This is a genomic window from Streptomyces sp. SID8374 (genome assembly GCF_009865135.1).
Lineage (GTDB): Bacteria > Actinomycetota > Actinomycetes > Streptomycetales > Streptomycetaceae > Streptomyces.
This window is the reverse complement of sequence record NZ_WWGH01000001.1, coordinates 5,111,632-5,135,579: the sequence shown is the minus strand read 5'-3', so window position 1 is coordinate 5,135,579 and position 23,948 is coordinate 5,111,632. Positions and strand designations below refer to the sequence as shown.

The window sequence follows — 23,948 nt, the reverse complement described above, 5'->3', positions numbered from 1 at the left end:
GGTCCTACCATTCCGAACTCACACCATGGAGTGGGCCTTATGGAGCCGGTCGAGTACAAGCCTGCGCGTCGTCCCTGGATCCGCGAGATCCTGGTCGGCGCCGCCGCGAGCATGATCTCCAACCTCGTGTGGGAGGCACTGGCGGCGGCAGCACGTCACCTCATCTGAGGCAGGCATGTGGCGGGCCCGGCGAGCCCGCCACCACTTCTTCAGCTTGTCCGGCTTCGCCAAACGACGAGGATCCTTCAGAAGAGCAGCTCCTGCCCTGGAGGCGTGTCGCCACCCTTCCTCTTCGGGCTGGGGGGATGCGGTACCCGCGCCTCCGCAGAGAGGTTTCCCCGCGTGGGCCGTAGACCGTGTATCTGCACGTCACCTACGCGGCTCTTCAGATACTCCTGTGTCTCCTCATCCGTGGAGTACAGCACCGTCGCCCGGCTCGCCCTGGTCATGAGTACGTGGTAGGCGTGCCGCACACATCGGGCGAACTGCTCCTCTCTTTCTTCCTCGCTTCCTGTGCCCTCACGAAGCTTCATATCGAACGAACCGGGCACTTTGACACGCTTTACCTTGCTTCCCGGGTCCTTACGCCACTGGCCCTTGCGGTAGACCCAGCGGTCGCCGCGTCTCACCATGTCGTCGCCAAGGATCACCCCGCACCAGTCCCACTCAAGGCCCTGAGCCGTGTACACGCAACCGATCTGATTGATGCCGTACGGGTGCACTGCCCATTTCGTGGACGGGGGCGCCGCTCCGTTCTCACGGAAGGAGTCACCTTTGGCGTTCCAGGGCCTGTGCCAGCCACCGATTCGCACGTCCGCCTCCAGACGTGCGGCCTTCCCCTTTCCCACCGGCTCGGTCCACGGCCAGCAGAAGCCGGCCACCATGCGGGCCGTCGCTCCCGCCGCTGCCTCCGTTTTGATGATGTACTCGAGTTCTTCCGGGCTATCGGCCACCTCGACGTGCATCAAGCCGTCGGGGGTCCACTCGGTGGTTCCTGCCTCGATGTCGAGTACGGCGCGCACCCAGCGGATGTAAGCGTCACTGCCCCCACAGCGCCATTCCTCCCTGAGCTCATAGCGGAGTGGAGTGATCCCCCGCGCTCTTGCGGCTTCCTCGATCAGGCTCGCTGTTCCGACTTCCTTAGGTCGCACGGACTGGCTCTCGTCGAGGAAGAACACCGTGAGCCGGGAGGCATCGAGCAGATCATCCACTTGAGGCTGTTTGCCCGACTTCTCCTCTCGCTGATACATGTCGATGGTCCGCTCTCTCAAACGATGCGCCTCGTCGCAGATGAGGACGTCCAAAGGAGGGGCCGGGGGTGTCACGAAGTGGCTGAAGTAGGCGAACCGCTCCCTGAACTCCTTGTCGGTATAGCCCACCTGTTCTTGGAGCGCCCCGTTGAAGGCACGGCTGCCGCTGGCGTACTTCACCGTTTGCCCGGCAGCCTCGAAATCGGCCCTGAGCTGTAGACCCACGGCACTCTTTCCGGTACCTGCGCCACCCGTCACGATGAACACGGCTCCTTCGGCGTTCGGGGACGGAGCGGGCTGATCGGGATGGCCGAGAACCAGAGCGGCTCGCTGCAGAACACTCTCCGCCACTCTCTTCTGCTGTCCCCGCAAGGTGAACACCGTGTCCTCTCCGCGAGATCTGATCATCGCGTCGAGAAGCGGCGTGTTTCGTAGGTTCATGAACCGCAGGAGTTGCTCGGCCTCGGAGTCCGCACCATCCTCCGCGAAATGCCGTCGGAGGTCCGCAAGGAGCAGATCGCGGCTGTCTCGGGTGTACACACGCTCATACGCTCCAGTCGGCGCCAGCGTATCGAGCAGCGGTCGAACCGAGTCATCGGTGGCATTGTGCAGATATGCGAATCCGCCACATTCGACGGCGATGCCACGAAGCGGTCCCTGGGCTCCGGTGAACAATTGGTATGTGTTCCTGAGTTGCAACGCAGGGTGCTTCTTAGGCCTTTGGTATCCCGGCACATTCACGAGCTTCGCGGTGGCGGATTCCACCTGCGTCACCATTGACCACCGCTTCAGCTCGACGAGTTGGAACGACGGCAGACGCGTCTCAGGGTGTCGGCCCACGAGCACGACATCGATGAGGGGTGGCTCCCCCTTCTTCGGTCCGTCGACCGTAGCCGCGCACTCGACGATCATCTCGACGTTGCCCCGTTCCGCCCCGACCAGGTCTTCCGCCAACTCGACCAGGCTCTCGGCCCATGCCTCCCGTTCTGTATCGGACACATCGCGCCCTCGGAAGTACCGGTATCTGGCGGCGAGATGCGGCACCATTCGCCGCCTTGAGTTCAGAGTGAGCAAATCCTGGGCAGACAGCCTCAACAGGAGCATGGACACGAGGTGGTTCCCCCAGGGCACGAGTGACTCGTGCGGGTGGGGGCGTGTCCTCGCGTGGAGGAAGCCCGTCGGGCCGCAATTGGTACAGGCGATCTTAGGGAGCGCGACAGCTCACGTGCCACTCCCCCCCCCCGGATTCATGGCACGTCGGTGACAAGTCGGCGAGAAAGCTGTTGGTTCAGCTCGGGTGTCTGTGCCGTAACAGCCACGCACCTGCCAGCACCGACCAGTTCTCGTAGTTTCTCCTGCGTATCCTGATCCGTGGAGTGAACGACCGTGCCGACCATTCCGCGGGTAAGCAGCACCTTGTACGTGTTGCGGATCAGGCGATCCACGTCGGCGTCCGGTGTCGAGCGCTTGAACACCGGGTCCTTGGACGCCGTACGGTCCGTCACCCATCGGTCGCCGCGCCACAGCAGGTCGGGGCCGATGATGACGCCGGACCAGTCGTACTCGAAGCCTTGGGCCGTGAAGACGCAACCGATCTGGCCAAAAGCCCGCCGGGTCCGTGGCCCACAGGGCAGACGGCGGTACGCCGGAGACGGAGCGGTCGCCGCGCAGGTTCCAGGAGCGCGCCCAGGCGCCGATCCTCACGTCATCCGAAGAGGCTGTCCCGGCTTGGGTTCCGGGGACCACTGCCAGCAGTAGCCGGGTGACATGCGGGCGCTGTAGCGTCGACCGCGGCGGCCGTCCAGGGCGCTTTCCATCTCTTCCGGGCTGTCGGCCAACAGGAGTTGCATGCGGTCGTCCGGGTCCCACACCACAGGCCCGCCGGGCTCCAGACCCAGAAGCCGCACCACCCTGCGCAGGTACACCTCGCTCCCGCCGCAGCGGAACTGGCTGTCCGGCCGTACGACGGGGCAGTTCAGCCCCCTGCGTGCCGCTGCGGCTCGGATGTCTTCCACCGTGCCCATCTCGCCCGGGCGCACGACCTGGTGTTCGTCGGGCAGAAAGTCGGGGACTCTGGCCACGTCTATCAGTTCGTCGATCTGCTGCTTGCCGGTCCGGCGTGAGGCCGACGTGTACCGATTCGCGGATGTCTCACGGATGCGGTGGGCCTCATCGCAGATCAGGGCGTCAAGGCTGTTCTTCTCCGCGGTCATGAAGCTGTTGAAGTATTTGAAGAGATCCTGAACTTCGCGCTTCCTGGCACCCGCGACCTTGCGCAGCGTCTTGGCGAAGGACTGGGACCCGGTCGCGCGCAGAGCCGGAATGTCTCGCCGGTACAACTCGCCGAACAGGGAGAGCGCCATGACGCTCTTACCGGTGCCAGGACCACCGGTGATAACCACGACCTCTTTGTGGTCGGACTGCTGGGCCTTGCGTACCGCGTTGCGGACCATGCGGTAGCAACCTGCTGTTCGTCGAGAAGCACGAATTGCTCTCTCACGGGCTTCCTGCGCTGCGACCGCCATCAGCTGCTTCGAGGGGATCGTATTGCCCCCGAGCAGCGCGTCAGCGGCTGCGGCGCCCGGATGCTCAGGGCTGAGCTGGGCGCGCGCGTAGTCGATGAACCCGCCCCGGGTGTCGCCCGCGAACAACTAGCCCCACTAGTCGGACTCGATCTCGCACAGTGCGGCAACATCGAACTCGGTCGCGTTGTGCAGGAAGGCCACTCCCGTGCCCCTCTCCAGGTGGCCGGCGACAGCTCCGTTGAAGTTGACGAGGTACTCGCAGTAGAGGCGCACCTGCTCGATGGGGTTGAGGACTGGCTGATTGCAGGAAGAGATGTGGCAGAGGACCGGGTCGTCCTCGTCCGGGGCCACATCGCTCCACTGCTTGAGCTCCACGACAACATAGGAGGGGTCGCCCGTGCGCGGGTGGGTCCCGGCGAGAACCTCATCGACCCGCTAGCTGTTCATCCGGAGCGCGTACTCGAGCATGACCTCCACGTCACCGAGCCCCGAGTCATTGAGCGCTGCGACCAGCTGGGGGAATGCTCCGCTCCAGGACCGCGCCTCCGAGGGGGTGGGCCGGTAGCCGTGCATGTGGATGAACTACTCGGTGAGGTGGAGATAGAGCGAACTGCCGAGCGCCATAGCGGCGATCGTTTTCGCAGACGCGCGAAACAACAAGGACTTTCCACGGACAGCATGAAATGGATTGTGCGGATGGGGGGGCACGACCTTCGAAACTCCACGGGGTGGAGCGGAAGCCCGTTGGGCCGCGTTGACGATGCATCCGAGGGCACCTGGCGGTATTGACTGTCGTACCGATAACCGAGCGGCGGACGCGTCTGGGTCGACGCCGGTCCGGTCCAGCACCGTCAGCCCCGTCTCAATCCCGGCACAATCCCACCACGGGAAAAGCCAAGGGTCCGACCCAGAAGAGTCGGACCCTATCTGACCTGCATGTTTGCCAGTCAGCGACGTGGCGATAAGTCAGCGGCTACACGTTGAAGCGGAACTCCACCACATCCCCGTCCTGCATCACGTACTCCTTGCCCTCCATGCGCGCCTTGCCCTTCGCGCGGGCCTCGGTGACCGAGCCTGTTTCGACCAGGTCGTCGAAGGAGATGATCTCCGCCTTGATGAAGCCCTTCTGGAAGTCGGTGTGGATCACACCGGCCGCCTCCGGGGCCGTGGCGCCCTTCTTGATGGTCCAGGCGCGGGCTTCCTTCGGGCCTGCTGTGAGGTAGGTCTGGAGGCCCAGGGTGTCGAAGCCGACGCGGCCGAGGGTGGCGAGGCCGGGTTCGTCCTGGCCCATGGACTGGAGGAGCTCCAAGGCCTCGTCGTCGTCCAGCTCGATCAGCTCGGACTCGATCTTGGCGTTGAGGAAGATCGCCTCGGCGGGAGCGACCAGGGCGCGCTGCTCGTTCTTGAAGTCCTCGTCCACCAGCTCGTCCTCGTCCACGTTGAAGACGTAGAGGAACGGCTTGACGGTGAGCAGGTGCAGCTCATGCAGGAGCTTGCCCTTCTCCGTGGCGGCCGTGATGCCCGCCGAGAAGAGGGTCTGGCCGGACTCCAGGATCTTCTGGGCGTCCTCGACCGCGGCGAGCACCGCGACCTTGTCCTTCTGGAGGCGGGACTCCTTCGTCAGGCGCGGGACGGCCTTCTCGACGGACTGGAGGTCGGCGAGGATCAGCTCGGTGTTGATCGTCTCGATGTCGTCCTTGGGCGAGACCTTGCCGTCGACGTGGACGACGTTCTCGTCCTTGAAGGCGCGGATGACCTGGCAGATCGCATCGGACTCACGGATGTTCGCCAGGAACTTGTTGCCCAGGCCCTCACCCTCCGACGCACCCCGGACGATGCCGGCGATGTCGACGAAGTCCACCGTGGCCGGCAGGAGCTTCTGGGAGTTGAAGATCTCCGCGAGCTTGTTCAGGCGCGGGTCCGGGACGCCGACCACGCCGACGTTCGGCTCGATCGTGGCGAACGGGTAGTTGGCCGCCAGCACGTCGTTCTTGGTCAGGGCGTTGAACAGGGTCGACTTGCCGACATTCGGCAGACCGACGATTCCGATCGTGAGCGACACTTTGGCGACTTCCTGGAGTGAGGAGGGGGTCAGGGGCGTCCGGGGCCGGCTCGGCTGTTCGGGCCGGGTCTCGGAGTGGACCGGTTCTCCAGTTTACGGGCGGGGGCGCGCGGCCCCGCACGGGTCCACCCAGGGCCGTGGCCGTCCCGAGGCCGTGGGCGGTGGCTCCTGTCTCTGTGCCCCCCGTCCGTGGGGCTGTGGCTCCTGCTCCTGTGCCCCCAGTCCGTGGGCGGTGGCTCCTGTCCCTGTGCCCCGAGCCCGTGGGGCTGTGGCTCCCGCCCCTGTGCCCCAGTCCATGGGCGGTGGCTCCTGTCCCTGTGGCTCGCAGCCGTACGGCCTTCGCCCTCGTGCGCCTGGCTGCGGCTCGCCGAGCCTTATGTGCCTCGCCTGCGCCCCTTGTACACCGCCGAACAGGTTCGTTTCGGCCGGACTCCATCGAACGCAACGCCAAGCTCAGCCAAAGCGCGTGTCCAACGCCTGATTCCTCCCGCTCCGCGACCTACGTTGTCCCCGTGGAGCAGCACAGGACACGTCCCCCGCAGCGCAGGCCGGCCCCGCAGGCCGCGTCCGCCCCTCCCGTCGCGCCTGTGCAGGGTGCCTTCGGGGAGAACGCCACCGTCTACCGGGCGGCGGGGAGCGTCGGCGGGCGGGTGCGGGCCGTGCCGCCCGTGCTGCTCGCGCTGAAGCGGTTTCCCAATCCCCGGCTGACCGGGATCGGGGCCGGGCTGTTCGCCGCGCTCGCCATGTTCGTGCTCGCCTGTCTGGACCGGCTGCTGTTCGACAGCTCCGAGCTCGTCTACGGGCTGCTCTTCCTGCCGGTCAGCGCGCTCACCGCGCTCTGGGTCCGGCCCGCCGACCTGGTCACCGCGCCGATCAGCGTGCCCATCGCCTTCGCCGTCGGGGTCTTCCCGATCTCCGGCGGGTCCGAAGGCTTCGGCGGGCAGACCATGGCCCTGGTCACCGCGCTCGCCGTGCATGCCGGCTGGCTGTACGGCGGGACGCTGATCGCCGGTCTCATCGCCACCGTACGCAAGGTCCGGTATCTGCGGGCCCGGCGGCAATATCTGCTGGCTCAGGGGCGTACGGGAGCGGAGAAGGCCGCCCGGCCCGCGGCGGGCCGGGTGCCCAAGAAGGTTGCCGGGGCGGGTGCCAGGCCCGTTCCTGCCGACCGCTCGCGGGCCGGCAGGTGACGTCGTCCGGGTTTCCCGGGCGACTCCGCGCCGGCAGGTGGCGCCGCCCCGGCGCACCGGCCGGGCGGGCCGAGCGGTAACGCCAGGCCCTACTTCTCCGCCGCCGCCATCGCCGCGCCGACGATCCCCGCGTTGTTCTGGAGCTCCGCCGGGATCATCTCCGCGCGCACCTTCTCGATCAGCGGCAGGAACTTCTCCGCCTTGCGGCTCACCCCGCCGCCGATGATGAACAGCTCGGGCGAGAACAGCATCTCCACGTGCAGCAGATACTTCTGCACCCGGTGCGCCCAGTGCTGCCAGCTGAGGTCCTCGTCCTCCTTGGCCTTCGTGGAGGCGCGCTTCTCCGCGTCGTGGCCGTGCAGCTCCAGGTGGCCCAGTTCCGTGTTGGGGACGAGGCGGCCGTCGACGAAAAGCGCGCTGCCGATGCCCGTACCCAGGGTCAGCATGATGACCGTGCCCTTGCGGCCCCGGCCCGCGCCGAACGTCATCTCCGCGACCCCGGCCGCGTCCGCGTCGTTCAGGATCGTCACCGGCTGGCCGACCCGCTCGCCCAGCAGCGCGCGGGCGTCCGTGTCGATCCAGCCCTTGTCGACATTGGCCGCCGTACGCGTGACGCCGTCCGTGACGACCCCCGGGAACGTGATCCCGATGGGGCCCTGCCAGTCGAAGTGGGCGACGACCTCGGCCACGCAGTCGGCCACGCGGTCGGGCGTGGCCGGATGCGGTGTCAGCACTTTGTGGCGCTCCTGCGCCAGGTCCCCTCGGTCCAGGTCCACGGGAGCGCCCTTGATCCCTGAACCGCCGATGTCCACGCCGAAGATCTCCATGGAAACACCGTACGGGCAGGCCGCGCCCTGTGCCCTCTACTCCGCCTACTCGTGCCTACTCGGCGGAGAGGGCGGCGGCCTCGGCGCGCAGGTCGCGGCGGAGCTCCTTGGGGAGGGAGAAGGTGATCGACTCGTCGGCCGTCTTGACCGTCTCCACGTCCTCGTAACCGCGCTCCGCGAGCCACTCGATGACCCCGTCGACCAGGACGTCGGGGACCGAGGCCCCGGAGGTCAGGCCGACCGTGGTCACGCCCTCCAGCCACGCCTCGTCGATCTCGCTCGCGAAGTCGACCAGGTACGCGGCGTCGGCTCCGGCGTCGAGGGCGACCTCGACCATGCGGATGGAGTTCGAGGAGTTCTTGGAGCCGACCACGATGACCAGCTCGGCGTCCTCGGCCAGCTTCTTCACCGCGATCTGGCGGTTCTGCGTGGCGTAGCAGATGTCGTCGCTGGGCGGCGAGAGGAGGTTGGGGAACTTCGACTTGAGCGCGCCCACCGTCTCCATCGTCTCGTCGACGGAGAGGGTGGTCTGGGAGAGCCAGACGACCTTCGACTCGTCGCGTACCTCGATGTTCGCGACGTCCTCGGGGCCGTCGACCAGCTGGATGTGGTCGGGGGCCTCGCCGGAGGTGCCGATGACCTCCTCGTGGCCCTCGTGGCCGATGAGGAGGATGTCGTAGTCCTCCTTGGCGTACCGGACGGCTTCCTTGTGGACCTTGGTGACCAGCGGGCAGGTCGCGTCGATGGTGGCGAGCTTGCGCTCGGCGGCCTCCGCGTGGACCGTGGGCGCGACTCCGTGCGCGGAGAACATCACGATGGAGCCCTCGGGGACCTCCGCGGTGACGTCCACGAAGATCGCACCCTTCTTCTCCAGGGTCTGCACGACGTACTTGTTGTGCACGATCTCGTGGCGGACGTAGATCGGGGCCCCGTACTGCTCCAGGGCCTTCTCGACGGCGATCACGGCGCGGTCCACGCCCGCGCAGTAGCCACGCGGTGCGGCGAGCAGGACACGGCGGGCAGGCTTTGCAGTCATGCGTCCCATCGTAAGGCCGTACCCAGCAGGCGCCGCGACGGCCGGGTCGGGAGACTGATGGCTGCACGGGTGTTGCGGACGGTGACTGTGGAGGGTTCATGACGTCTGTCTCGGGGAGCGGTACGGGAGCGGGGGGCGCCGGCACGGGCGGCAGCAGCGTCGAGGAGGGCAAGCTGCGGCGGACCCTCGGGTTCCGGGACCTCGTCGTCTACGGGCTGCTGTTCATCGCCCCCATGGCCCCCGTCGGCATCTTCGGCACCCTGGACGCCAAGTCCGGCGGTTCGGTCGCCCTCGTCTACATCGTGGCCACCGTCGTCATGGGGTTCACCGCCTTCAGTTACGCCCAGATGGTGCGGGTCGCGCCCTTCGCCGGGTCCGTCTTCACGTATGCCCGCAAGGGGCTCGGGGAAGGGCCCGGGTTCATCGCGGGGTGGATGGCGATGCTGGACTATCTGCTGATCCCGGCCGTCGCCTACCTCTTCTCCGGGATCGCGATGAACGCGCTGGTCCCTGAGGTGTCGCGGTGGGTGTGGACCGCGATCGCCGTCCTCATCACCACGCTGCTCAACCTGTGGGGGGTACGGGCGGCCGCGCGGGTCGGGTTCGCCGTGCTGGCCATGGAGATCGTGGTGCTGCTGGTCTTCGTGGTGTCGGCCGTGACCGTCCTCGTACGGGACGGGGCGCAGCGCGGGTGGCTGACGCCGCTCACCGGGGACTCGGCGTTCTCCATGGCGGCGGTGCTGGGCGCGGTGTCGGTGGCCGTGCTGTCGTATCTGGGGTTCGACGCCATCGCCTCGTTCGCGGAGGAGGTGACGGGCGGCTCGCAGAAGGTGGCGCGGGCGGTGCTGTTCTGTCTGGTGCTCGCGGGGGTCCTGTTCATCGTGCAGACCTATCTGGCGGCGCTCCTTGAGCCGATGAGTTCGGCCGAGCTGGCGGCGGACCCGGCGGCCCAGGGGTCGGCCTTCTACGACACGGTCGACGCCTCCGTCGGGACCTGGCTGCACGACCTGGTGGCGGTCAGCAAGGCCATCGGTGCGGCGTTCGCGGCGCTGGCGGGGCAGGCGGCCGCCGGGCGCCTCGTCTTCGCGATGGCCCGGGAGCGGCGGCTGCCGCCCTTCCTCGCCAAGGTCGACCCGAAGTCGGGTGTGCCGCGGCTCGCCATCCTGGGTGCGGCGATCGTGACGCTGGTGGCCGCCGTGTGGGCCGCCCGGCGCGACGACGGCCTCGACCATCTGGTGTCGGTCGTGGACATCGGGGCGCTGACGGCGTTCGTGCTACTGCACGCGTCGGTGGTCGGCTGGTTCGTCGTACGCCGGATGTCGGGGCCGCCCGTCTGGTGGAAGCACGTGCTCTTCCCGGTGGTCGGTGCGGGGGTGCTGGTCGCCGTCATCATCGAGGCGACGACGAGCGCCCAGGTGGTGGGGTTGTGCTGGCTGGCGGTGGGGTTCGTGGTGCTCGCGGTGCAGGGGGCGGGCGGGCGCGGGATGGAGCGGCCTCGGTAGAGGGACTGCCCTGAGTAAGGGGTTGCTCTTCCCGGGCCGCCGTCGTTGTCGGTCCGTCCCGATACGCTCGGGCGCATGGCTCTCAACACGTCCGCGGAAGCGCCGCTGCCCGTCGGTGAGGTGTCGCGCCTGATCGGGGGGTGGATCGACCGGCTCGGTGCCATCTGGGTGGAGGGGCAGATCACCCAGCTCTCGCGGCGGCCGGGGGCCGGGGTCGTCTTCCTGACCCTGCGCGACCCGTCCCACGACATCTCGGTGAGCGTGACCTGCTTCCGGCAGGTGTTCGACCGGATCGCCGATGTGGTGAGCGAGGGCGCGCGCGTCGTCGTCCTCGCCAAGCCCGAGTGGTACGCGCCCCGGGGGCAGCTGTCGCTGCGGGCCACCGACATACGGCCGGTCGGCATCGGTGAGCTGCTGGTGCGGCTGGAGCAGCTGAAGAAGTCGCTCGCCGCCGAGGGGCTCTTCGCGCTGGACCGGAAGAAGCCGCTCCCCTTCCTGCCCCAGCTCATCGGGCTGGTCTGCGGGCGGGCCTCCGCCGCCGAGCGCGATGTCCTGGAGAACGCCCGCCGCCGCTGGCCCGCCGTGCGCTTCGAGGTCCGCAACACCGCCGTGCAGGGGGTGAACGCGGTCAGCCAGGTGGTCCAGGCGGTCGAGGAGCTGGACGCGCTGCCCGAGGTGGACGTGATCGTGGTGGCGCGGGGCGGCGGGAGCGTGGAGGACCTGCTGCCGTTCTCCGACGAGCAGCTGATCCGGGCCGTGGCCGCCTGCCGTACGCCGGTGGTCTCCGCGATCGGCCATGAGCCGGACTCCCCGCTGCTGGACCTGGTGGCCGACCTGCGCGCGTCCACGCCCACGGACGCGGCCAAGAAGGTCGTACCGGACGTGGGCGAGGAGCTGGACCGAGTCCAGCAGCTCCGGGACCGGGCGCTGCGGACCGTACGGGGCATCCTGGACCGCGAGGAGCGGGGGCTCGCGCACGCGCTGGGCCGGCCCGCCATGGAGCGGCCCCAGCGGCTGGTGGACGAGCGGGCGGCGGAGGTGGACGCGCTCGTCGGGCGGAGCCGCCGGGTGCTGGGCCATCTGCTGGACCGGGCCGATTCGGAGCTGGCCCATACCCGGGCCCGGGTCGTCTCGCTGTCTCCCGCCGCCACGCTGGAGCGGGGGTACGCGGTGCTCCAGCGGCCCGACGGCCATGTGGTGCGCTCCCCCGACGAGGCCGGGGCGCCCGGAGAGCCGCTGCGGGCGCGGGTGTCGGAGGGCGAGTTCACGGTGCGGGTGGACGGGTGAGCCGCAGTGAAGGGGCGGGGCGCGTTGGACCGGAAGACGACGGACCTAGGGTGGATCACATGACGGATGACGGTACGGCGGCGGCCGCGGGTGCCGCGACGAGCACGCTCGGGTACGAGCAGGCGCGGGACGAGCTGATCGAGGTCGTACGCCGGCTGGAGGCGGGCGGCACGACGCTGGAGGAGTCGCTGGCTCTGTGGGAGCGGGGCGAGGAGCTGGCGAAGATCTGCCGCCACTGGCTGGAGGGCGCCCGGGCCCGCCTGGACGCGGCGCTCGCCCGGCCCCAGGACGAGCCCCTCGGAGGCCCGGCCTCCGACGGCTGACCCCACCCGGAGGGGCAGAAGGCCCGGGGGCCCGAAGACCGCAGGGTCCGGACGACCGGAAGGCTGCCCCCCGGAGGACCCGAAGTCCGGGGGACCCGAAGACCGCGGGGGGCCGGAGACCGCAGGGACCGGAGACCGCAAGACCCTCTGAGCTGTGGAGTGGATCACTCCCCTCCAGTTTTAGTTGAAAGTTAACCTACCTCTCCGTTACGGTCGATGCATCACTTCCCCCACGCCCTTTCGGAAGGTTTGACCCCAGATGTCCCTCGTTCTTGACCCCGCCGCCCAGGACCTCCTCTTCCGCGAGGCCCGCACCGCCAACACCTTCACCGACGAGCCGGTGACCGACGAGCAGGTCCAGGCGATCTACGACCTGGTCAAGTTCGGCCCGACCGCCTTCAACCAGTCGCCGCTGCGCGTCGTCCTGGTCCGCTCCGCCGAGGGCCGCGAGCGCCTGGTGCAGCACATGGCCGAGGGCAACCGCCCGAAGACCGCCACCGCCCCGCTGGTCGCGATCCTCGCCGCCGACAACGAGTTCCACGAGGAGCTCCCGACCCTGCTGCCGCACTTCCCGCAGGCCAAGGACATGTTCTTCTCGGAGCGCCCGGCCCGTGAGTCGGCCGCCGGCCTCAACGCCGCGCTCCAGGCCGCGTACTTCATCATCGGCGTCCGCGCCGCCGGCCTGGCCGCCGGACCGATGACCGGATACGACGCCGCCGGCATCCAGAAGGAGTTCCTGGACGACGACCACACCCCGCTGATGGTCGTCAACATCGGCAAGCCTGGCGAGGACGCCTGGTTCCCGCGCAGCCCGCGCCTCTCCTACGACGAGGTCATCAAGACCGTCTGAGCGGCCACGCGCCTACGTGAAGGGGCCCCGGAACACCAACTGTTCCGGGGCCCCTTCACGTACGTACAGGCGGAGAGGGCCGGCCTCAGGAAGCCGGGGCGGAAGCAGAGGCGGACGGGGCCGCTCCCCCGACCGGCTCCGTCTTCAGCGCCTCCGCCATCTCGACCAGCCGCTCCCTGGGCGCCGAGCCCGTCACCACCGTGGTGTGCCCCTTCTCCGGCAGGACGAGCGCGTCGTACTTCTCGCCCTCCCAGACCTGCCACTCCCGGCCCGCCACCTTCGCGGTGGTCCCGGTGTCCTTGGCCTTCTGGCTGACCTGGGGGACGTACGTGCGCGCGGCGGCGGTGGACTGCTCCACCGCGACGTACTTGCCGTCCGGGTCGAGGAAGCCGATGTGCCAGGCCTTGCCGCCGGTGGCGTCGTACGAGACCGAGGTCGGCTTCCACTTCTCGGGCAGGCCCTCCGGCGCGGCGACCGGGTAGGGGGCGGCGACCCGCACCGTCGCCAGTTCCACGGAGAAGTCGACGGCCTTGACCGGGTCGAGGTTCTCGTCATGCGGAACGAAGATGTAGATGACGCCCGCACAGGCGGCGGTCACCAAGGTCGACAGGAACATGTTCCTGGCCGTCTGCTTGCCTCGCTTGCTTGCCACGGCATCCATGGTGGCACGCGGCCCGGCGCGCCCGGCCGCAGGGTGGGGCCGGACGTCGGCGCTGACGGTGGGTGGCGGCGGGAACACGGACCGGGGCGCTCATGCGTGACCCGCACTGCTCATTTTATCGACCTACCGATAGAGTCACAGCACCCTCATATCCGGTCGTCGCCGTACAGAAAGGTGCGCTCCGATGTCCGAGCATCATCTGCCGTCCCAATTGGAGGTCTCCCCGGAGGCCCCCGACCGCAACCTGGCCCTGGAGTTGGTCCGGGTCACCGAGGCCGCCGCGATGGCCGCCGGGCGCTGGGTGGGCCGCGGCGACAAGATCGGCGCCGACGGCGCCGCCGTGAAGGCCATGCGCACCCTCGTCTCGACCGTCTCGATGAACGGCGTCGTCGTCATCGGGGAGGGCGAGAAGGACGAAGCCCCCATGCTGTTCAACGGCGAGCGGGTCGGCGACGGCACCGGCGCCGAGGTCGACATCGCGGTCGACCCGATCGACGGCACCACGCTCAACGCCAAGGGCATGCCGAACGCGATCGCCGTGCTGGCGGCCGCCGACCGCGGGGCGATGTTCGACCCGTCGGCGGTCTTCTACATGGACAAGCTGGTCACGGGGCCCGAGGCGGCGGACTTCGTCGACATCAACGCGCCCGTGGCGGTGAACATCCGGCGCGTCGCGCGGGCGAAGAACTCCACGCCCGAGGACGTCACCGTCGTCATCCTCGACCGCCCCCGCCACGAGGGCATCGTCAAGGAGATCCGGGAGACGGGCGCCCGGATCAAGTTCATCTCCGACGGCGACGTGGCGGGCTCCATCATGGCCGCCCGTGAGGGCACCGGCGTCGACCTGCTGATGGGCATCGGCGGCACCCCCGAGGGCATCATCTCGGCGTGCGCCATAAAGTGCCTCGGCGGTGTCATCCAGGGCAAGCTCTGGCCCAAGGACGAGGCGGAGCGGCAGAAGGCGCTGGACGCGGGCCACGACCTGGACCGGGTGCTGTCGACCGACGACCTGGTCAGCGGCGACAACGTGTTCTTCGTGGCGACGGGGATCACCGACGGTGAGCTGATGCGCGGTGTGCGGTACCGCGCGGAGACGGCGACCACCGAGTCGATCGTGATGCGGTCCAAGTCCGGCACGATCCGGACGATCTCCTCGACCCACCGGCTGTCGAAGCTGCGCGCCTACAGCGCCATCGACTTCGACCGCGCGAAGTAACGGAGCCGCAGACAGAAGTAGCGGAGCGACAGACGGAAGGAGGGGGCGCGGGGGCCACGGTCCCCGCGCCCCCTCCCCCGTATGCGGCTCAGCCGGCCGCGGCTATGCGCTCCGCCGGTGCGGCGGCGGCCAGTTCGATGTCGCGCCGGCGACGGCGGGCCAGCGCGACACGGCGTTCGGCGGCGGTGAGCCCGCCCCACACCCCGTACGGCTCGGGCTGCATCAGCGCGTGCTCCCGGCACGCCACCATCACCGGGCAGCGGGCGCAGACGCGCTTGGCGGCCTCTTCACGGGCCAGTCGGGCGGCGGTCGGCTCCTTCGACGGGGCGAAGAACAGCCCGGCTTCGTCCCGGCGGCACACCGCCTCCGAGTGCCAGGGGCCCGCCTCGTCCTCCCGGACGGGGGTCCGCTGGGCAGGAACGTCGGCGACCTGAGGCTGATGCGGCGGTTGCAGCACGGTCTACTCCTGACGACGGCTACGGCTTCGCGAGCGAGAGACGATGCAGCAGTCCATACCCGCTGCGTGTACGCCTATGCACTGAGTGGCACCGGCGCACGGCGCGCGACAAGGGCTCCGAGAGGTGTTCTGGCTGATTCCCGAACGTGCGTCCGCCGAGCGGTTCGAGCCGTTCTCAGTGCCCCAGGTGCTTGCGCAGCCGCCGCTGGAGGTCCGCGACGAACTTGCCCCGCTTGGGCTTCGCCTCCACGCTGCCGAGGACCGCATAGCCGTTGACGACCACGACCGGCGCCTCCGGGTCGACCGACTCCAGCGTGCGGATGTCGAAGCTGCCGAGGACGCCCGTCCCGCTGCCGCGCAGCGTGATGTTCTCCGGCACCCGGATCTCGACGCTGCCGAAGATGGACGTGGCGCTGATGACCGTGAGTCGTTGGCCGAAAAGCGCCTCCGTCAGATCGATCTCCACGCTGCCGAAGAGCGAGAAGGCGTTCGTCCGGGGGCCGACGCGCCAACGGCCCTTGCGGGTGGCGCTGCTGAAGACCGCGACGAGGTTGTCCGCCGGGCCGTCGGGGGACTCGGGGCCGTAGGCGTACGGCTGCTGCGGCGCCGGGCGCGGGGCGGCGCCGGAGGAGGCGGCGGGGAGATCGCGGACCAGCGGCTGGAGTTCGCCGACGGTCTTGGCCCGGTAGACGAGATCGACCCGCTCCGCGTGCTCGTCCGCCGTCAGGCGCCCCTCGGCCATCGCCTCGCGCAGGATGTCCGCGATCCGGTCGCGGTCGGCGTCGGAGGCCCGGATCGAGTCGCCGGGCGCGGCCTCGGCGGGCGGCACCGGGGCGGGCGGGACGGCCGGCCGGGCGGGCTGCTGGGGCTGCTTCTCTAGGTCCACCGGCCCAGCGTACCCAAACGCGATAGATCGCGACTACCCCTCCGGGCGGCACGCCCGCCTCTTCGGGAAGCCCCGGCGGCCTCCAGGTGAGCCTTACCTCACAGGATCGGCCGGGAAGCGGCGTTCTACCCTGGTTGACGCGCTGCCCAAGGGAGGCCAGCCGCTGTCGCCGAGTGAGGAATGGCCGTAATGCCAGAGTTTGCGTACTCCGATCTGCTCCCCCTGGGAGAGGACACCACGCCGTACCGTCTGGTGACCGCCGAGGGTGTATCCACCTTCGAGGCCGACGGCCGTACGTTCCTCAAGGTCGCCCCGGAGGCGCTGCGCACGCTGGCCGCCGAGGCGATGCACGACATCTCGCACTATCTGCGCCCGGCCCACCTGGCGCAGCTGCGGCGGATCGTGGACGACCCGGAGGCCTCCTCCAACGACAAGTTCGTGGCGCTGGACCTCCTGAAGAACGCCAACATCGCCGCCGCGGGCGTCCTGCCGATGTGCCAGGACACCGGCACCGCGATCGTCATGGGCAAGCGCGGGCAGAACGTGCTGACCGAGGGCGGTGACGAGGAGGCCCTCTCGCACGGCATCTACGACGCGTACACCAAGCTCAACCTGCGCTACTCGCAGATGGCCCCGCTGACCATGTGGGACGAGAAGAACACCGGCTCCAACCTCCCGGCCCAGATCGAGCTGTACGCCACCGACGGCGGCGCGTACAAGTTCCTCTTCATGGCCAAGGGCGGCGGCTCGGCCAACAAGTCGTTCCTCTACCAGGAGACGAAGGCCGTCCTCAACGAGGCCTCCATGATGAAGTTCCTGGAGGAGAAGATCCGCTCGCTGGGCACCGCGGCCTGCCCGCCGTACCACCTGGCGATCGTGGTCGGCGGCACCTCGGCGGAGTTCGCGCTGAAGACCGCCAAGTACGCCTCCGCGCACTACCTGGACGAGCTGCCCGCCGAGGGCTCCCCCACCGGGCACGGCTTCCGGGACAAGGAGCTGGAGGAGAAGGTCTTCGAGCTGACCCAGAAGATCGGGATCGGCGCCCAGTTCGGTGGCAAATACTTCTGCCACGACGTGCGCGTGGTGCGCCTGCCCCGGCACGGCGCCTCGCTGCCCGTCGCCATCGCCGTCTCCTGCTCGGCCGACCGCCAGGCCACCGCGAAGATCACCGCCGAGGGCGTCTTCCTGGAGCAGCTGGAGAAGGACCCGGCCCGCTTCCTCCCGGACACCACGGACGAGCACCTCGACGAGGCCGGGGACGTCGTGAAGATCGACCTCAACCGGCCGATGGAGGACGTGCTGGCCGAGCTGACCAAGTACCCGGTCAAGACCCGGCTCTCGCTGACCGGCCCGCTGGTCGTGGCGCGCGACATCGCGCACGCCAAGATCAAGGAGCGGCTGGACGCGGGCGAGGAGATGCCGCAGTACCTGAAGGACCACCCGGTGTACTACGCGGGCCCGGCGAAGACGCCCGAGGGGTACGCCTCCGGCTCCTTCGGCCCTACGACGGCCGGCCGGATGGACTCGTACGTGGAGCAGTTCCAGGCGGCGGGCGGCTCGAAGGTGATGCTCGCCAAGGGCAACCGCAGCAAACAGGTCACCGACGCCTGCGGTGCGCACGGCGGGTTCTACCTCGGGTCGATCGGTGGCCCGGCGGCCCGCCTCGCGCAGGACTGCATCAAGAAGGTCGAGGTCGTCGAGTACGAGGAGCTCGGCATGGAGGCGGTCTGGCGGATCGAGGTCGAGGACTTCCCCGCGTTCATCGTGGTCGACGACAAGGGCAACGACTTCTTCACCGAGCCCGCCCCTGCGCCGACGTTCACCAGCATTCCGGTCCGGGGTCCCGGCCTGGGCTGACCGGCACCCGGCAGACGGTGGGGAGGGGGCGTCCGAACGGGCGCCCCCTCCGCCGCGTTCGGACCGCGTTCGGGCGGTGTTCCCGGCGCGTTCAGGCGGAAACACCACCCCTCGTACGTCGATATCAAGCCAATCTCGCGACAGCGGACACCTCCTGCCCGAACGGGCCCGGAACAGACCCGACGGGCGCCGTCGCACACCTGCCGACCGCCGCGAGGGTCATGCGCGCGTCACGGCCCGGGCCCTGTCAGCTCGCCCGAACGGACACCGCGCGAACAGGCGTTAGGGAACGCGCCCCGCCCGGACCCTGGAAGCCCCGGCCCCGGCGGCGGGCGGATGGCCGGTCCCGCACCGCCGCTTTCCCGCAGCCCGCCGCCCTGCGGGCTTGCGCCGCGCGGGGGCGGCCGCGAAGGGTTGTCGAACGTTCCTGACAATCTCCACCGGCCTGACACCGGCCTGATCCGCCGGGCACCCCACGGCGCCCTGCGGCCCTTCGCCGCGCAGCCACTGCCGAACTCCGGAAAGGCGGACGCCGAATGACTCCGGCCCCCCACCGCAGCCACACCGACGACCTGCTCGCCTTCATCGCCGCCAGCCCCTCGCCGTACCACGTGGTCGCGAGCGCCGCCCAGCGCCTGGAGAAGGCCGGATTCCGTGAGCTGCTCGGCACGGACGACTGGACGGGGGCGACCGGCGGCTGTTTCGTCAGCCGGGCCGGTGCGCTGATCGCCTGGTACGTACCCGAGGGCGCGCCCGCGCACACCCCGTTCCGGATCGTCGGCACCCACACCGACTCGCCGAACCTGCGGATCAAGCCCGCGCCCGACACCGGCTCCTCGGGGTGGCGGCAGATCGGGGTGGAGATCTACGGCGGGGTCCCGCTCAACACCTGGCTGGACCGGGACCTCGGCATCTCCGGCCGGCTCGCGCTGCGCGGCGGCCCGGACGGCACCCCGCGCAGCACCCTCGTACAGATCGACGAACCGCTCCTGCGCGTACCGCAGTTGGCCATCCACCTGGACCGCACGGTCAACGACGGGGTGGCGCTGGACCGGCAGCGCCACATCGCCCCGATCTGGGCGCTCGGCGACCCGCGCGAGGGCGAGCTGCTGCGGCTGGTCGCGGCGGCGGCCGGGGAGGACCCGGCGGACGTGCTGGGCTGGGACCTGATGCTGCACGACATCCAGCAGCCCGGATACCTGGGCGCCGAGCGGGAGTTCGTCGTGGCGTCCCGGCTGGACAACCAGGTCTCGGTGCACGCCGGGGTGACGGCCCTGGTGGACGCCGCCACCGGGGTCACCGAGCCGTCGTTCGTCCCGGTGCTGGCCGCCTTCGACCACGAGGAGGTCGGCAGCGGTTCCGAGACGGGGGCGCAGAGCCCGCTGCTGGAGCGGGTCCTCTCGCGCTCGGTCGCGGCCCGGGGCGGCAGCGACGAGGACTGGTCGCGGGCGCTGTCGGGGGCGTTCTGCGTCTCCGCCGACATGGCCCACGCGGTGCACCCCAACTACGCGGAGCGCCACGACCCCGACCACCGCCCGCTGCCCAACGGCGGCCCGACGGTCAAGGTGAACGTCAACCAGCGGTACGCCACCGACTCGACCGGCATCGCCCTGTTCACGGCCGCCTGCGAGCGGGCGGGCGCGCCCTGGCAGCCGTTCGTCTCCAACAACGCGATGCCCTGCGGCACGTCGATCGGCCCCCTCACGGCGGCCCGCCTCGGCGTCACCACGGTGGACGTGGGGGTGCCGGGCCTCTCGATGCACTCGGCGCGCGAGCTGTGCGGGGTGGCGGACCCGGCGTATCTGGCGGCCATCCTGGGCGCGGTGATGACGGGCAGCTGACGGCGGACGGTGGGTGGCGGAGGACCCGCCACCCACCTCGGGGTCCTCCTACACGAAGCGCTGCTTCGCGCTGCCGTCGCACGTCTGGAGCTTCAGCGGGTCCTTGGCCCCCGCCAGCGTCAGACAGAGCCCGGTCGCGGCCGCCGGGCGGATGGTGCCCGCCTGGCGGACGAACTTCTGGTTGGCCGCGCCCGCGCAGTCCCACACGATGAGCGTGGCGCCCGGGTTGTACTTGGCGCCCGACACGTCCAGGCACCGGTCGTGGCTGAGCGCGGTGCGCAGGGTCTGCGTACCGGTGTCGTACCACCAGTTCTGGTTGCGGCCGCCGTGGCAGTCCCAGCCGCCGATCGCGGTGCCGTTACGGGTCACCGAGGCGGGGACGTCCACACAGGTGCCGGTGGCCTCGTTCTTCACCGGGGTGAACAGGTCGTCCCAGGCCGCCCGTTGGAGGACCGGGTTCCCCGTGCTGGCCGGGTCGGCGCAGCTGGCCTCGCGGAGCCCGGAGTCGTACATCTGGGTCAGGCAGGAGGCGAAGGCCCGGTGGCCGGCCGCGTTGGGGTGGAAGGACTGGCGTACGGAGTTCTCGTCGGGCAGTCCGGGCTTGCTCAGGTCGATGTAGAGCCCGCGCGCCCAGGCGGCCTCGCTGCACACCTCGTGGCCGTGGAAGAGGCGGGAGTTGTCGAGGTAGGCGGCTCCGGTGGCGGCGGCCGCCTTGCGCATGCCGACCTGGAAGGCAGGCACGGCGGTGTTGCGGCCCCAGACGGTGTCGGAGTCGTAGCCGAGCCCGCCGCAGATCAGCTTGCCGGGGAACTTCGGGTTGTCGTAGAAGTCCGGGCCGATCGGGCTCGGGTAGCCCATCAGGACGAGCTTGTAGTCGCTGTCGGCGTACCCGGCGTCGGTCATCACGGTGCGCAGGTCGCGGACGGTCGCCTCGACCTTGGGGACCAGGGCGTCGACGCGGGCCTGCCAGCCGCCCGCGTACTTGGGCTCGCACGGGCCCTGGAGGGTGATGTAGCGGACCACGCAGTCGGTCATGACCGGGCCGAACTGGAGGTCGTCGTTGGCCCCGGCGACCAGGACGACCATCTTGATCCGGGTGTTGCGGGCCTTGATGGCGAGGCTGTCGCTCTGCACCAGCTCGTCGGCGTACTGCTTGTTTCCGCCGATTTTGATGTTCCCGGTATAGGCGCCGGAGCAGGAGACGTTGTACGTGACGTCCGCCGCGATGCCCGTGCGGTGGATGGCGGCCTCCGGGGAGCGGTGGCACCAGTTGTCCGGCCCGTTGGTGCCGGGGTCGTAGGTGCCGACGCCCTCGCCGGAGATCTCGCTGTCGCCCAGTGAGATCAGCCCGGTCTTGCGTTCGGCGAGCGGCCGTTCGGCGGGGCTGCCGTACAGCCGGGTGGCCTCGGCCGCCCGGATCGTTTCCAGCGCGGGCGGGAGAGGAGTCGATGCGATAGTGCTGGTGCCGGTACCCGACTCGGCCGCGCCGGCCGGTCCGGCGACCGCCATCGTGGTGGCGGCCACCGCGAGCGCGGCGGTGACAGCGGCCGTACAGCGGAGCCGGCGAAGGCTGCGGAGCCCTCGAAGTCTGAGCCTGGTGCGCCTCATTGCGCCTCCCGGGTGAGTGGTTACCCCGGGTATTTACTGGCCGGTAGGCGTCTTGGGAATACATAGAACAAGACACGTGCTCATCTTTTGCAGGAGGTTTAAACACGATGACCGACACGTCGGCAGATACGTCCGGCTCTGACCGGTTCCGGACCGAACACGACTCGATGGGTGAGGTGAAGGTCCCCGCCGATGCCAAGTGGCGGGCGCAGACCCAGCGGGCGGTGGAGAACTTCCCCATCTCCGGGCAGCGCCTGGAGCGGGCGCACATCGAGGCGCTGGCCCGGATCAAGGGCGCGGCCGCCAAGGTCAACGCCGAGCTGGAGGTGGTGGATCCGGACATCGCGGACGCGATCCAGGAGGCCGCCGCCGAGGTCGCGTCGGGCCGCTGGGACGAGCACTTCCCGGTCGACGTGTTCCAGACGGGGTCCGGCACCTCCTCCAACATGAACACCAACGAGGTCATCGCCACCCTCGCCACCGAGCGCCTGGGCCGCGAGGTCCACCCCAACGACCATGTGAACGCCTCGCAGTCGTCCAACGACGTCTTCCCCTCCTCCATCCACATCGCGGCGACCGCCGCCGTCACCGCCGACCTGATCCCCGCCCTGGACCACCTGGCGGAATCCCTGGGGCGGAAATCGGCCGAGTTCGCGGAGGTCGTGAAGTCGGGCCGTACGCATCTGATGGACGCCACCCCGGTCACCCTCGGCCAGGAGTTCGGCGGCTACGCGGCGCAGATCCGCTACGGCGTGGAGCGGCTGCAAGCCTCCCTCCCCCGGCTCGCCGAACTGCCCCTGGGCGGTACGGCGGTGGGCACCGGCATCAACACGCCGCCCGGCTTCTCCGCCGCCGTGATCGCCGAGGTCGCCGCGGCCACCGGGCTGCCACTGACCGAGGCCCGCGACCACTTCGAGGCGCAGGGGGCCCGGGACGGGCTGGTGGAGACCTCGGGCCAGCTCCGTACGATCGCGGTCTCGCTCACGAAGATCTCCAACGACCTGCGGTGGATGGCCTCCGGCCCGCGCACCGGCCTCGCCGAGATCGCCCTCCCCGACCTCCAGCCCGGCTCCTCGATCATGCCCGGCAAGGTCAACCCGGTCATCCCGGAGGCGGTCCTGATGGTCGCCGCCCAGGTGACGGGGAACGACGCCACGGTCGCCACGGCGGGCGCGGCCGGCAACTTCGAGCTGAACGTGATGCTCCCGGTCATCGCGAAGAACCTGCTGGAGTCCGTACGGCTGCTGGCCAACGCCTCCCGCCTGCTGGCCGACCGCACGGTGGACGGCATCACCGCCAACGTGGAGCGGGCCCGCGCCTACGCGGAGTCCTCCCCCTCGGTGGTCACCCCGCTCAACAAGTACATCGGGTACGAGGAGGCGGCGAAGGTCGCCAAGCAGTCCCTCAAGGACGGCACCACGATCCGCGAGACCGTCCTGGCCTCGGGGTACGTGGAGCGCGGCGACCTGACCGTGGAACAGCTGGACGAGGCGCTGGACGTGTTGCGGATGACACGGCCGTGACGTGTGGGTCACCCGGGGCCCGTGGGGGCGCCCGGGTGACCCTCGCGGGCCCGCCCGGGCACACCGGGTGACCCGAGTCGCAGCGGGCGGGCCCGGACGATCCGTAAGATCCATCCATGACAGGTACGGGAGAGTGCGCACGCTGGGCGCCGGGGGACCAGATCCTCTGGCGCTACCGCGACAACGGCCGGGCCCACCGGGCGCCCGGGGCCCCGCCCGTGCACATCTGCCGCCCGGTGACCGTCGTCCAGGACACCGACGACCTGCTCGCCGTCTGGATGGCGCCCGGCACCGAATGCGTACGCCCGGTCCTGGCGAACGGCACGCAGGTGCACGCCGAACCGCTCGCCACCCGCTACACCGCACCGCGCACCACGGCCCGCTCCACCTGGTTCGGAACCGGGGTGCTGAAGCTGGCCCGGCCCGGGGACCCGTGGTCGGTCTGGCTGTTCTGGGACCGGGGCTGGCTCTTCCGGAACTGGTACGTGAACCTGGAGGAGCCGCACCTCCGGTGGTCCGGGGGGGTGGATTCCGAGGATCACTTTCTCGACATCTCCGTGCACCCGGACCGCAGCTGGAAGTGGCTGGACGAGGACGAGTTCGCCCAGGCGCAGCACGTCGGCCTGATGGACCCTGCGACGGCCGCGGGGGTCCGGGAGGCGGGCCGGGCGGCCGTCGAGGTGATCTCGGCGTGGGGGTCGCCGTTCCGGGACGGCTGGGAGCACTGGCGGCCCGATCCGCGCTGGCAGGTTCCGCCGCTGCCGGATGACTGGGACCGCACCCCTGCCCATATGCCGTCATGAGACCCTGGACGCACCCCCCGGGGGCCCGGTCGGCAGGCCCGGCTCCCTGAGGGACACACCGGATCTGACCACAAGTCATCGCACCGGTCGTGCGGCACGGCGGGCCACGGACCCGGACGGACCGCCCGGTCGCAGGACCACCACGAGGGGGTGGAGACGTGTTCGCTGCCCGCTGCCGCCTCGCCGTGAGCAGACCGGCGCCCGTGCGGAACGTCGTCCTCCGGCCATCTCGCGGACGTTCGGT

The 23,948-nt window shown here is 69.8% G+C and carries 20 protein-coding genes and 1 pseudogene; 11 read left to right on the top strand and 10 right to left on the bottom strand.

Going from position 1 to position 23,948, the window contains the following annotated elements; all coding sequences use genetic code 11:
• Nucleotides 1-39 precede the first annotated feature (39 nt).
• Nucleotides 40-168: a DUF6408 family protein gene (locus tag GTY67_RS35125; RefSeq protein WP_237502672.1), complete on the top strand. Its 129-nt coding sequence runs from the start codon at nucleotides 40-42 to the stop codon at nucleotides 166-168.
• 77 nt (nucleotides 169-245) lie between these two features.
• Here the strand turns inward: GTY67_RS35125 and GTY67_RS22995 are convergent, their stop codons facing one another.
• The 4 genes and pseudogenes from GTY67_RS22995 to ychF all read right to left on the bottom strand — a co-directional run bounded on the left by GTY67_RS22995 (nucleotide 246) and on the right by ychF (nucleotide 5,837).
• The gene (locus GTY67_RS22995; protein WP_202462299.1) at nucleotides 246-2,354 is read right to left on the bottom strand and encodes a DUF2075 domain-containing protein; all 2,109 of its coding nucleotides are present in this window, start codon (nucleotides 2,352-2,354) and stop codon (nucleotides 246-248) included.
• Nucleotides 2,355-2,497: 143 nt separating this feature from the next.
• Nucleotides 2,498-3,703 (bottom strand): annotated as a pseudogene (locus GTY67_RS35120) (DUF2075 domain-containing protein).
• 207 nt (nucleotides 3,704-3,910) lie between these two features.
• Entirely contained in the window at nucleotides 3,911-4,150 is a 240-nt protein-coding gene (locus GTY67_RS35115) for a hypothetical protein (protein ID WP_237502671.1), read from the bottom strand.
• Between the two features lie 598 nt (nucleotides 4,151-4,748).
• Entirely contained in the window at nucleotides 4,749-5,837 is a 1,089-nt protein-coding gene (ychF, locus tag GTY67_RS22985) for a redox-regulated ATPase YchF (RefSeq protein WP_093692912.1), read from the bottom strand.
• A 650-nt stretch (nucleotides 5,838-6,487) separates the two neighbouring features.
• Here ychF and GTY67_RS22980 point away from each other — a divergent pair.
• On the top strand, nucleotides 6,488-7,027 hold the full coding sequence (locus GTY67_RS22980) for a DUF6542 domain-containing protein (RefSeq protein WP_343238757.1): 540 nt from the start codon (nucleotides 6,488-6,490) through the stop codon (nucleotides 7,025-7,027).
• A gap of 89 nt (nucleotides 7,028-7,116) precedes the next feature.
• Here the strand turns inward: GTY67_RS22980 and GTY67_RS22975 are convergent, their stop codons facing one another.
• Together GTY67_RS22975 and GTY67_RS22970 are read right to left on the bottom strand one after the other, a co-directional pair.
• Nucleotides 7,117-7,854 carry an ROK family protein gene (locus GTY67_RS22975; RefSeq protein ID WP_093692914.1) on the bottom strand — a complete coding sequence of 246 codons (738 nt, stop codon included), beginning with the start codon at nucleotides 7,852-7,854 and terminating at the stop codon, nucleotides 7,117-7,119.
• A gap of 55 nt (nucleotides 7,855-7,909) precedes the next feature.
• Nucleotides 7,910-8,899 (bottom strand): 4-hydroxy-3-methylbut-2-enyl diphosphate reductase, encoded by a 990-nt coding sequence (locus GTY67_RS22970; RefSeq protein ID WP_176727553.1) that lies wholly within the window; start codon nucleotides 8,897-8,899, stop codon nucleotides 7,910-7,912.
• An 89-nt stretch (nucleotides 8,900-8,988) separates the two neighbouring features.
• On the opposite strand from GTY67_RS22970, the gene GTY67_RS22965 reads away from it, so the two are divergent.
• The 4 genes from GTY67_RS22965 (at nucleotide 8,989) to GTY67_RS22950 (ending at nucleotide 12,852) form a co-directional block, all read left to right on the top strand.
• Nucleotides 8,989-10,392: an APC family permease gene (locus GTY67_RS22965; RefSeq protein WP_093692916.1), complete on the top strand. Its 1,404-nt coding sequence runs from the start codon at nucleotides 8,989-8,991 to the stop codon at nucleotides 10,390-10,392.
• Between the two features lie 75 nt (nucleotides 10,393-10,467).
• A complete protein-coding gene (xseA, locus tag GTY67_RS22960) occupies nucleotides 10,468-11,679 on the top strand; it encodes an exodeoxyribonuclease VII large subunit (protein ID WP_093692917.1) in 1,212 nt (403 codons plus the stop codon).
• Between the two features lie 59 nt (nucleotides 11,680-11,738).
• Nucleotides 11,739-12,002: an exodeoxyribonuclease VII small subunit gene (locus GTY67_RS22955; protein WP_093692918.1), complete on the top strand. Its 264-nt coding sequence runs from the start codon at nucleotides 11,739-11,741 to the stop codon at nucleotides 12,000-12,002.
• Nucleotides 12,003-12,261: 259 nt separating this feature from the next.
• A complete protein-coding gene (locus GTY67_RS22950; RefSeq protein WP_093692919.1) occupies nucleotides 12,262-12,852 on the top strand; it encodes a malonic semialdehyde reductase in 591 nt (196 codons plus the stop codon).
• Nucleotides 12,853-12,937: 85 nt separating this feature from the next.
• On the opposite strand, the gene GTY67_RS22945 is transcribed toward GTY67_RS22950, so the two are convergent.
• Nucleotides 12,938-13,513 carry a DUF4245 domain-containing protein gene (locus GTY67_RS22945; protein ID WP_161279829.1) on the bottom strand — a complete coding sequence of 192 codons (576 nt, stop codon included), beginning with the start codon at nucleotides 13,511-13,513 and terminating at the stop codon, nucleotides 12,938-12,940.
• Nucleotides 13,514-13,697: 184 nt separating this feature from the next.
• On the opposite strand from GTY67_RS22945, the gene glpX reads away from it, so the two are divergent.
• Entirely contained in the window at nucleotides 13,698-14,729 is a 1,032-nt protein-coding gene (gene glpX / locus GTY67_RS22940; RefSeq protein WP_030561311.1) for a class II fructose-bisphosphatase, read from the top strand.
• A gap of 88 nt (nucleotides 14,730-14,817) precedes the next feature.
• Here the strand turns inward: glpX and GTY67_RS22935 are convergent, their stop codons facing one another.
• On the bottom strand, nucleotides 14,818-15,186 hold the full coding sequence (locus GTY67_RS22935) for a WhiB family transcriptional regulator (RefSeq protein WP_161279828.1): 369 nt from the start codon (nucleotides 15,184-15,186) through the stop codon (nucleotides 14,818-14,820).
• Nucleotides 15,187-15,361: 175 nt separating this feature from the next.
• Nucleotides 15,362-16,072, bottom strand: coding sequence for a DUF1707 domain-containing protein (locus GTY67_RS22930; RefSeq protein WP_093692921.1), 711 nt, complete (start codon nucleotides 16,070-16,072; stop codon nucleotides 15,362-15,364).
• A gap of 180 nt (nucleotides 16,073-16,252) precedes the next feature.
• On the opposite strand from GTY67_RS22930, the gene GTY67_RS22925 reads away from it, so the two are divergent.
• Both GTY67_RS22925 and GTY67_RS22920 read left to right on the top strand, forming a co-directional pair.
• Nucleotides 16,253-17,929 (top strand): fumarate hydratase, encoded by a 1,677-nt coding sequence (locus tag GTY67_RS22925; RefSeq protein WP_161279827.1) that lies wholly within the window; start codon nucleotides 16,253-16,255, stop codon nucleotides 17,927-17,929.
• Nucleotides 17,930-18,465: 536 nt separating this feature from the next.
• Nucleotides 18,466-19,770: a M18 family aminopeptidase gene (locus GTY67_RS22920; protein WP_093692923.1), complete on the top strand. Its 1,305-nt coding sequence runs from the start codon at nucleotides 18,466-18,468 to the stop codon at nucleotides 19,768-19,770.
• 48 nt (nucleotides 19,771-19,818) lie between these two features.
• Here GTY67_RS22920 and GTY67_RS22915 read toward each other — a convergent pair whose 3' ends face one another.
• Complete coding sequence (locus tag GTY67_RS22915; protein ID WP_161279826.1) at nucleotides 19,819-21,378, bottom strand: ricin-type beta-trefoil lectin domain protein; 1,560 nt, start codon at nucleotides 21,376-21,378, stop codon at nucleotides 19,819-19,821.
• A 107-nt stretch (nucleotides 21,379-21,485) separates the two neighbouring features.
• Between GTY67_RS22915 and GTY67_RS22910 the strand changes: the two genes are divergently transcribed.
• Both GTY67_RS22910 and GTY67_RS22905 read left to right on the top strand, forming a co-directional pair.
• Nucleotides 21,486-22,901, top strand: coding sequence for a class II fumarate hydratase (locus GTY67_RS22910; protein WP_093692925.1), 1,416 nt, complete (start codon nucleotides 21,486-21,488; stop codon nucleotides 22,899-22,901).
• A gap of 116 nt (nucleotides 22,902-23,017) precedes the next feature.
• Nucleotides 23,018-23,704, top strand: coding sequence for a DUF402 domain-containing protein (locus GTY67_RS22905; protein WP_093692926.1), 687 nt, complete (start codon nucleotides 23,018-23,020; stop codon nucleotides 23,702-23,704).
• The last annotated feature ends 244 nt before the right edge of the window (nucleotides 23,705-23,948 follow it).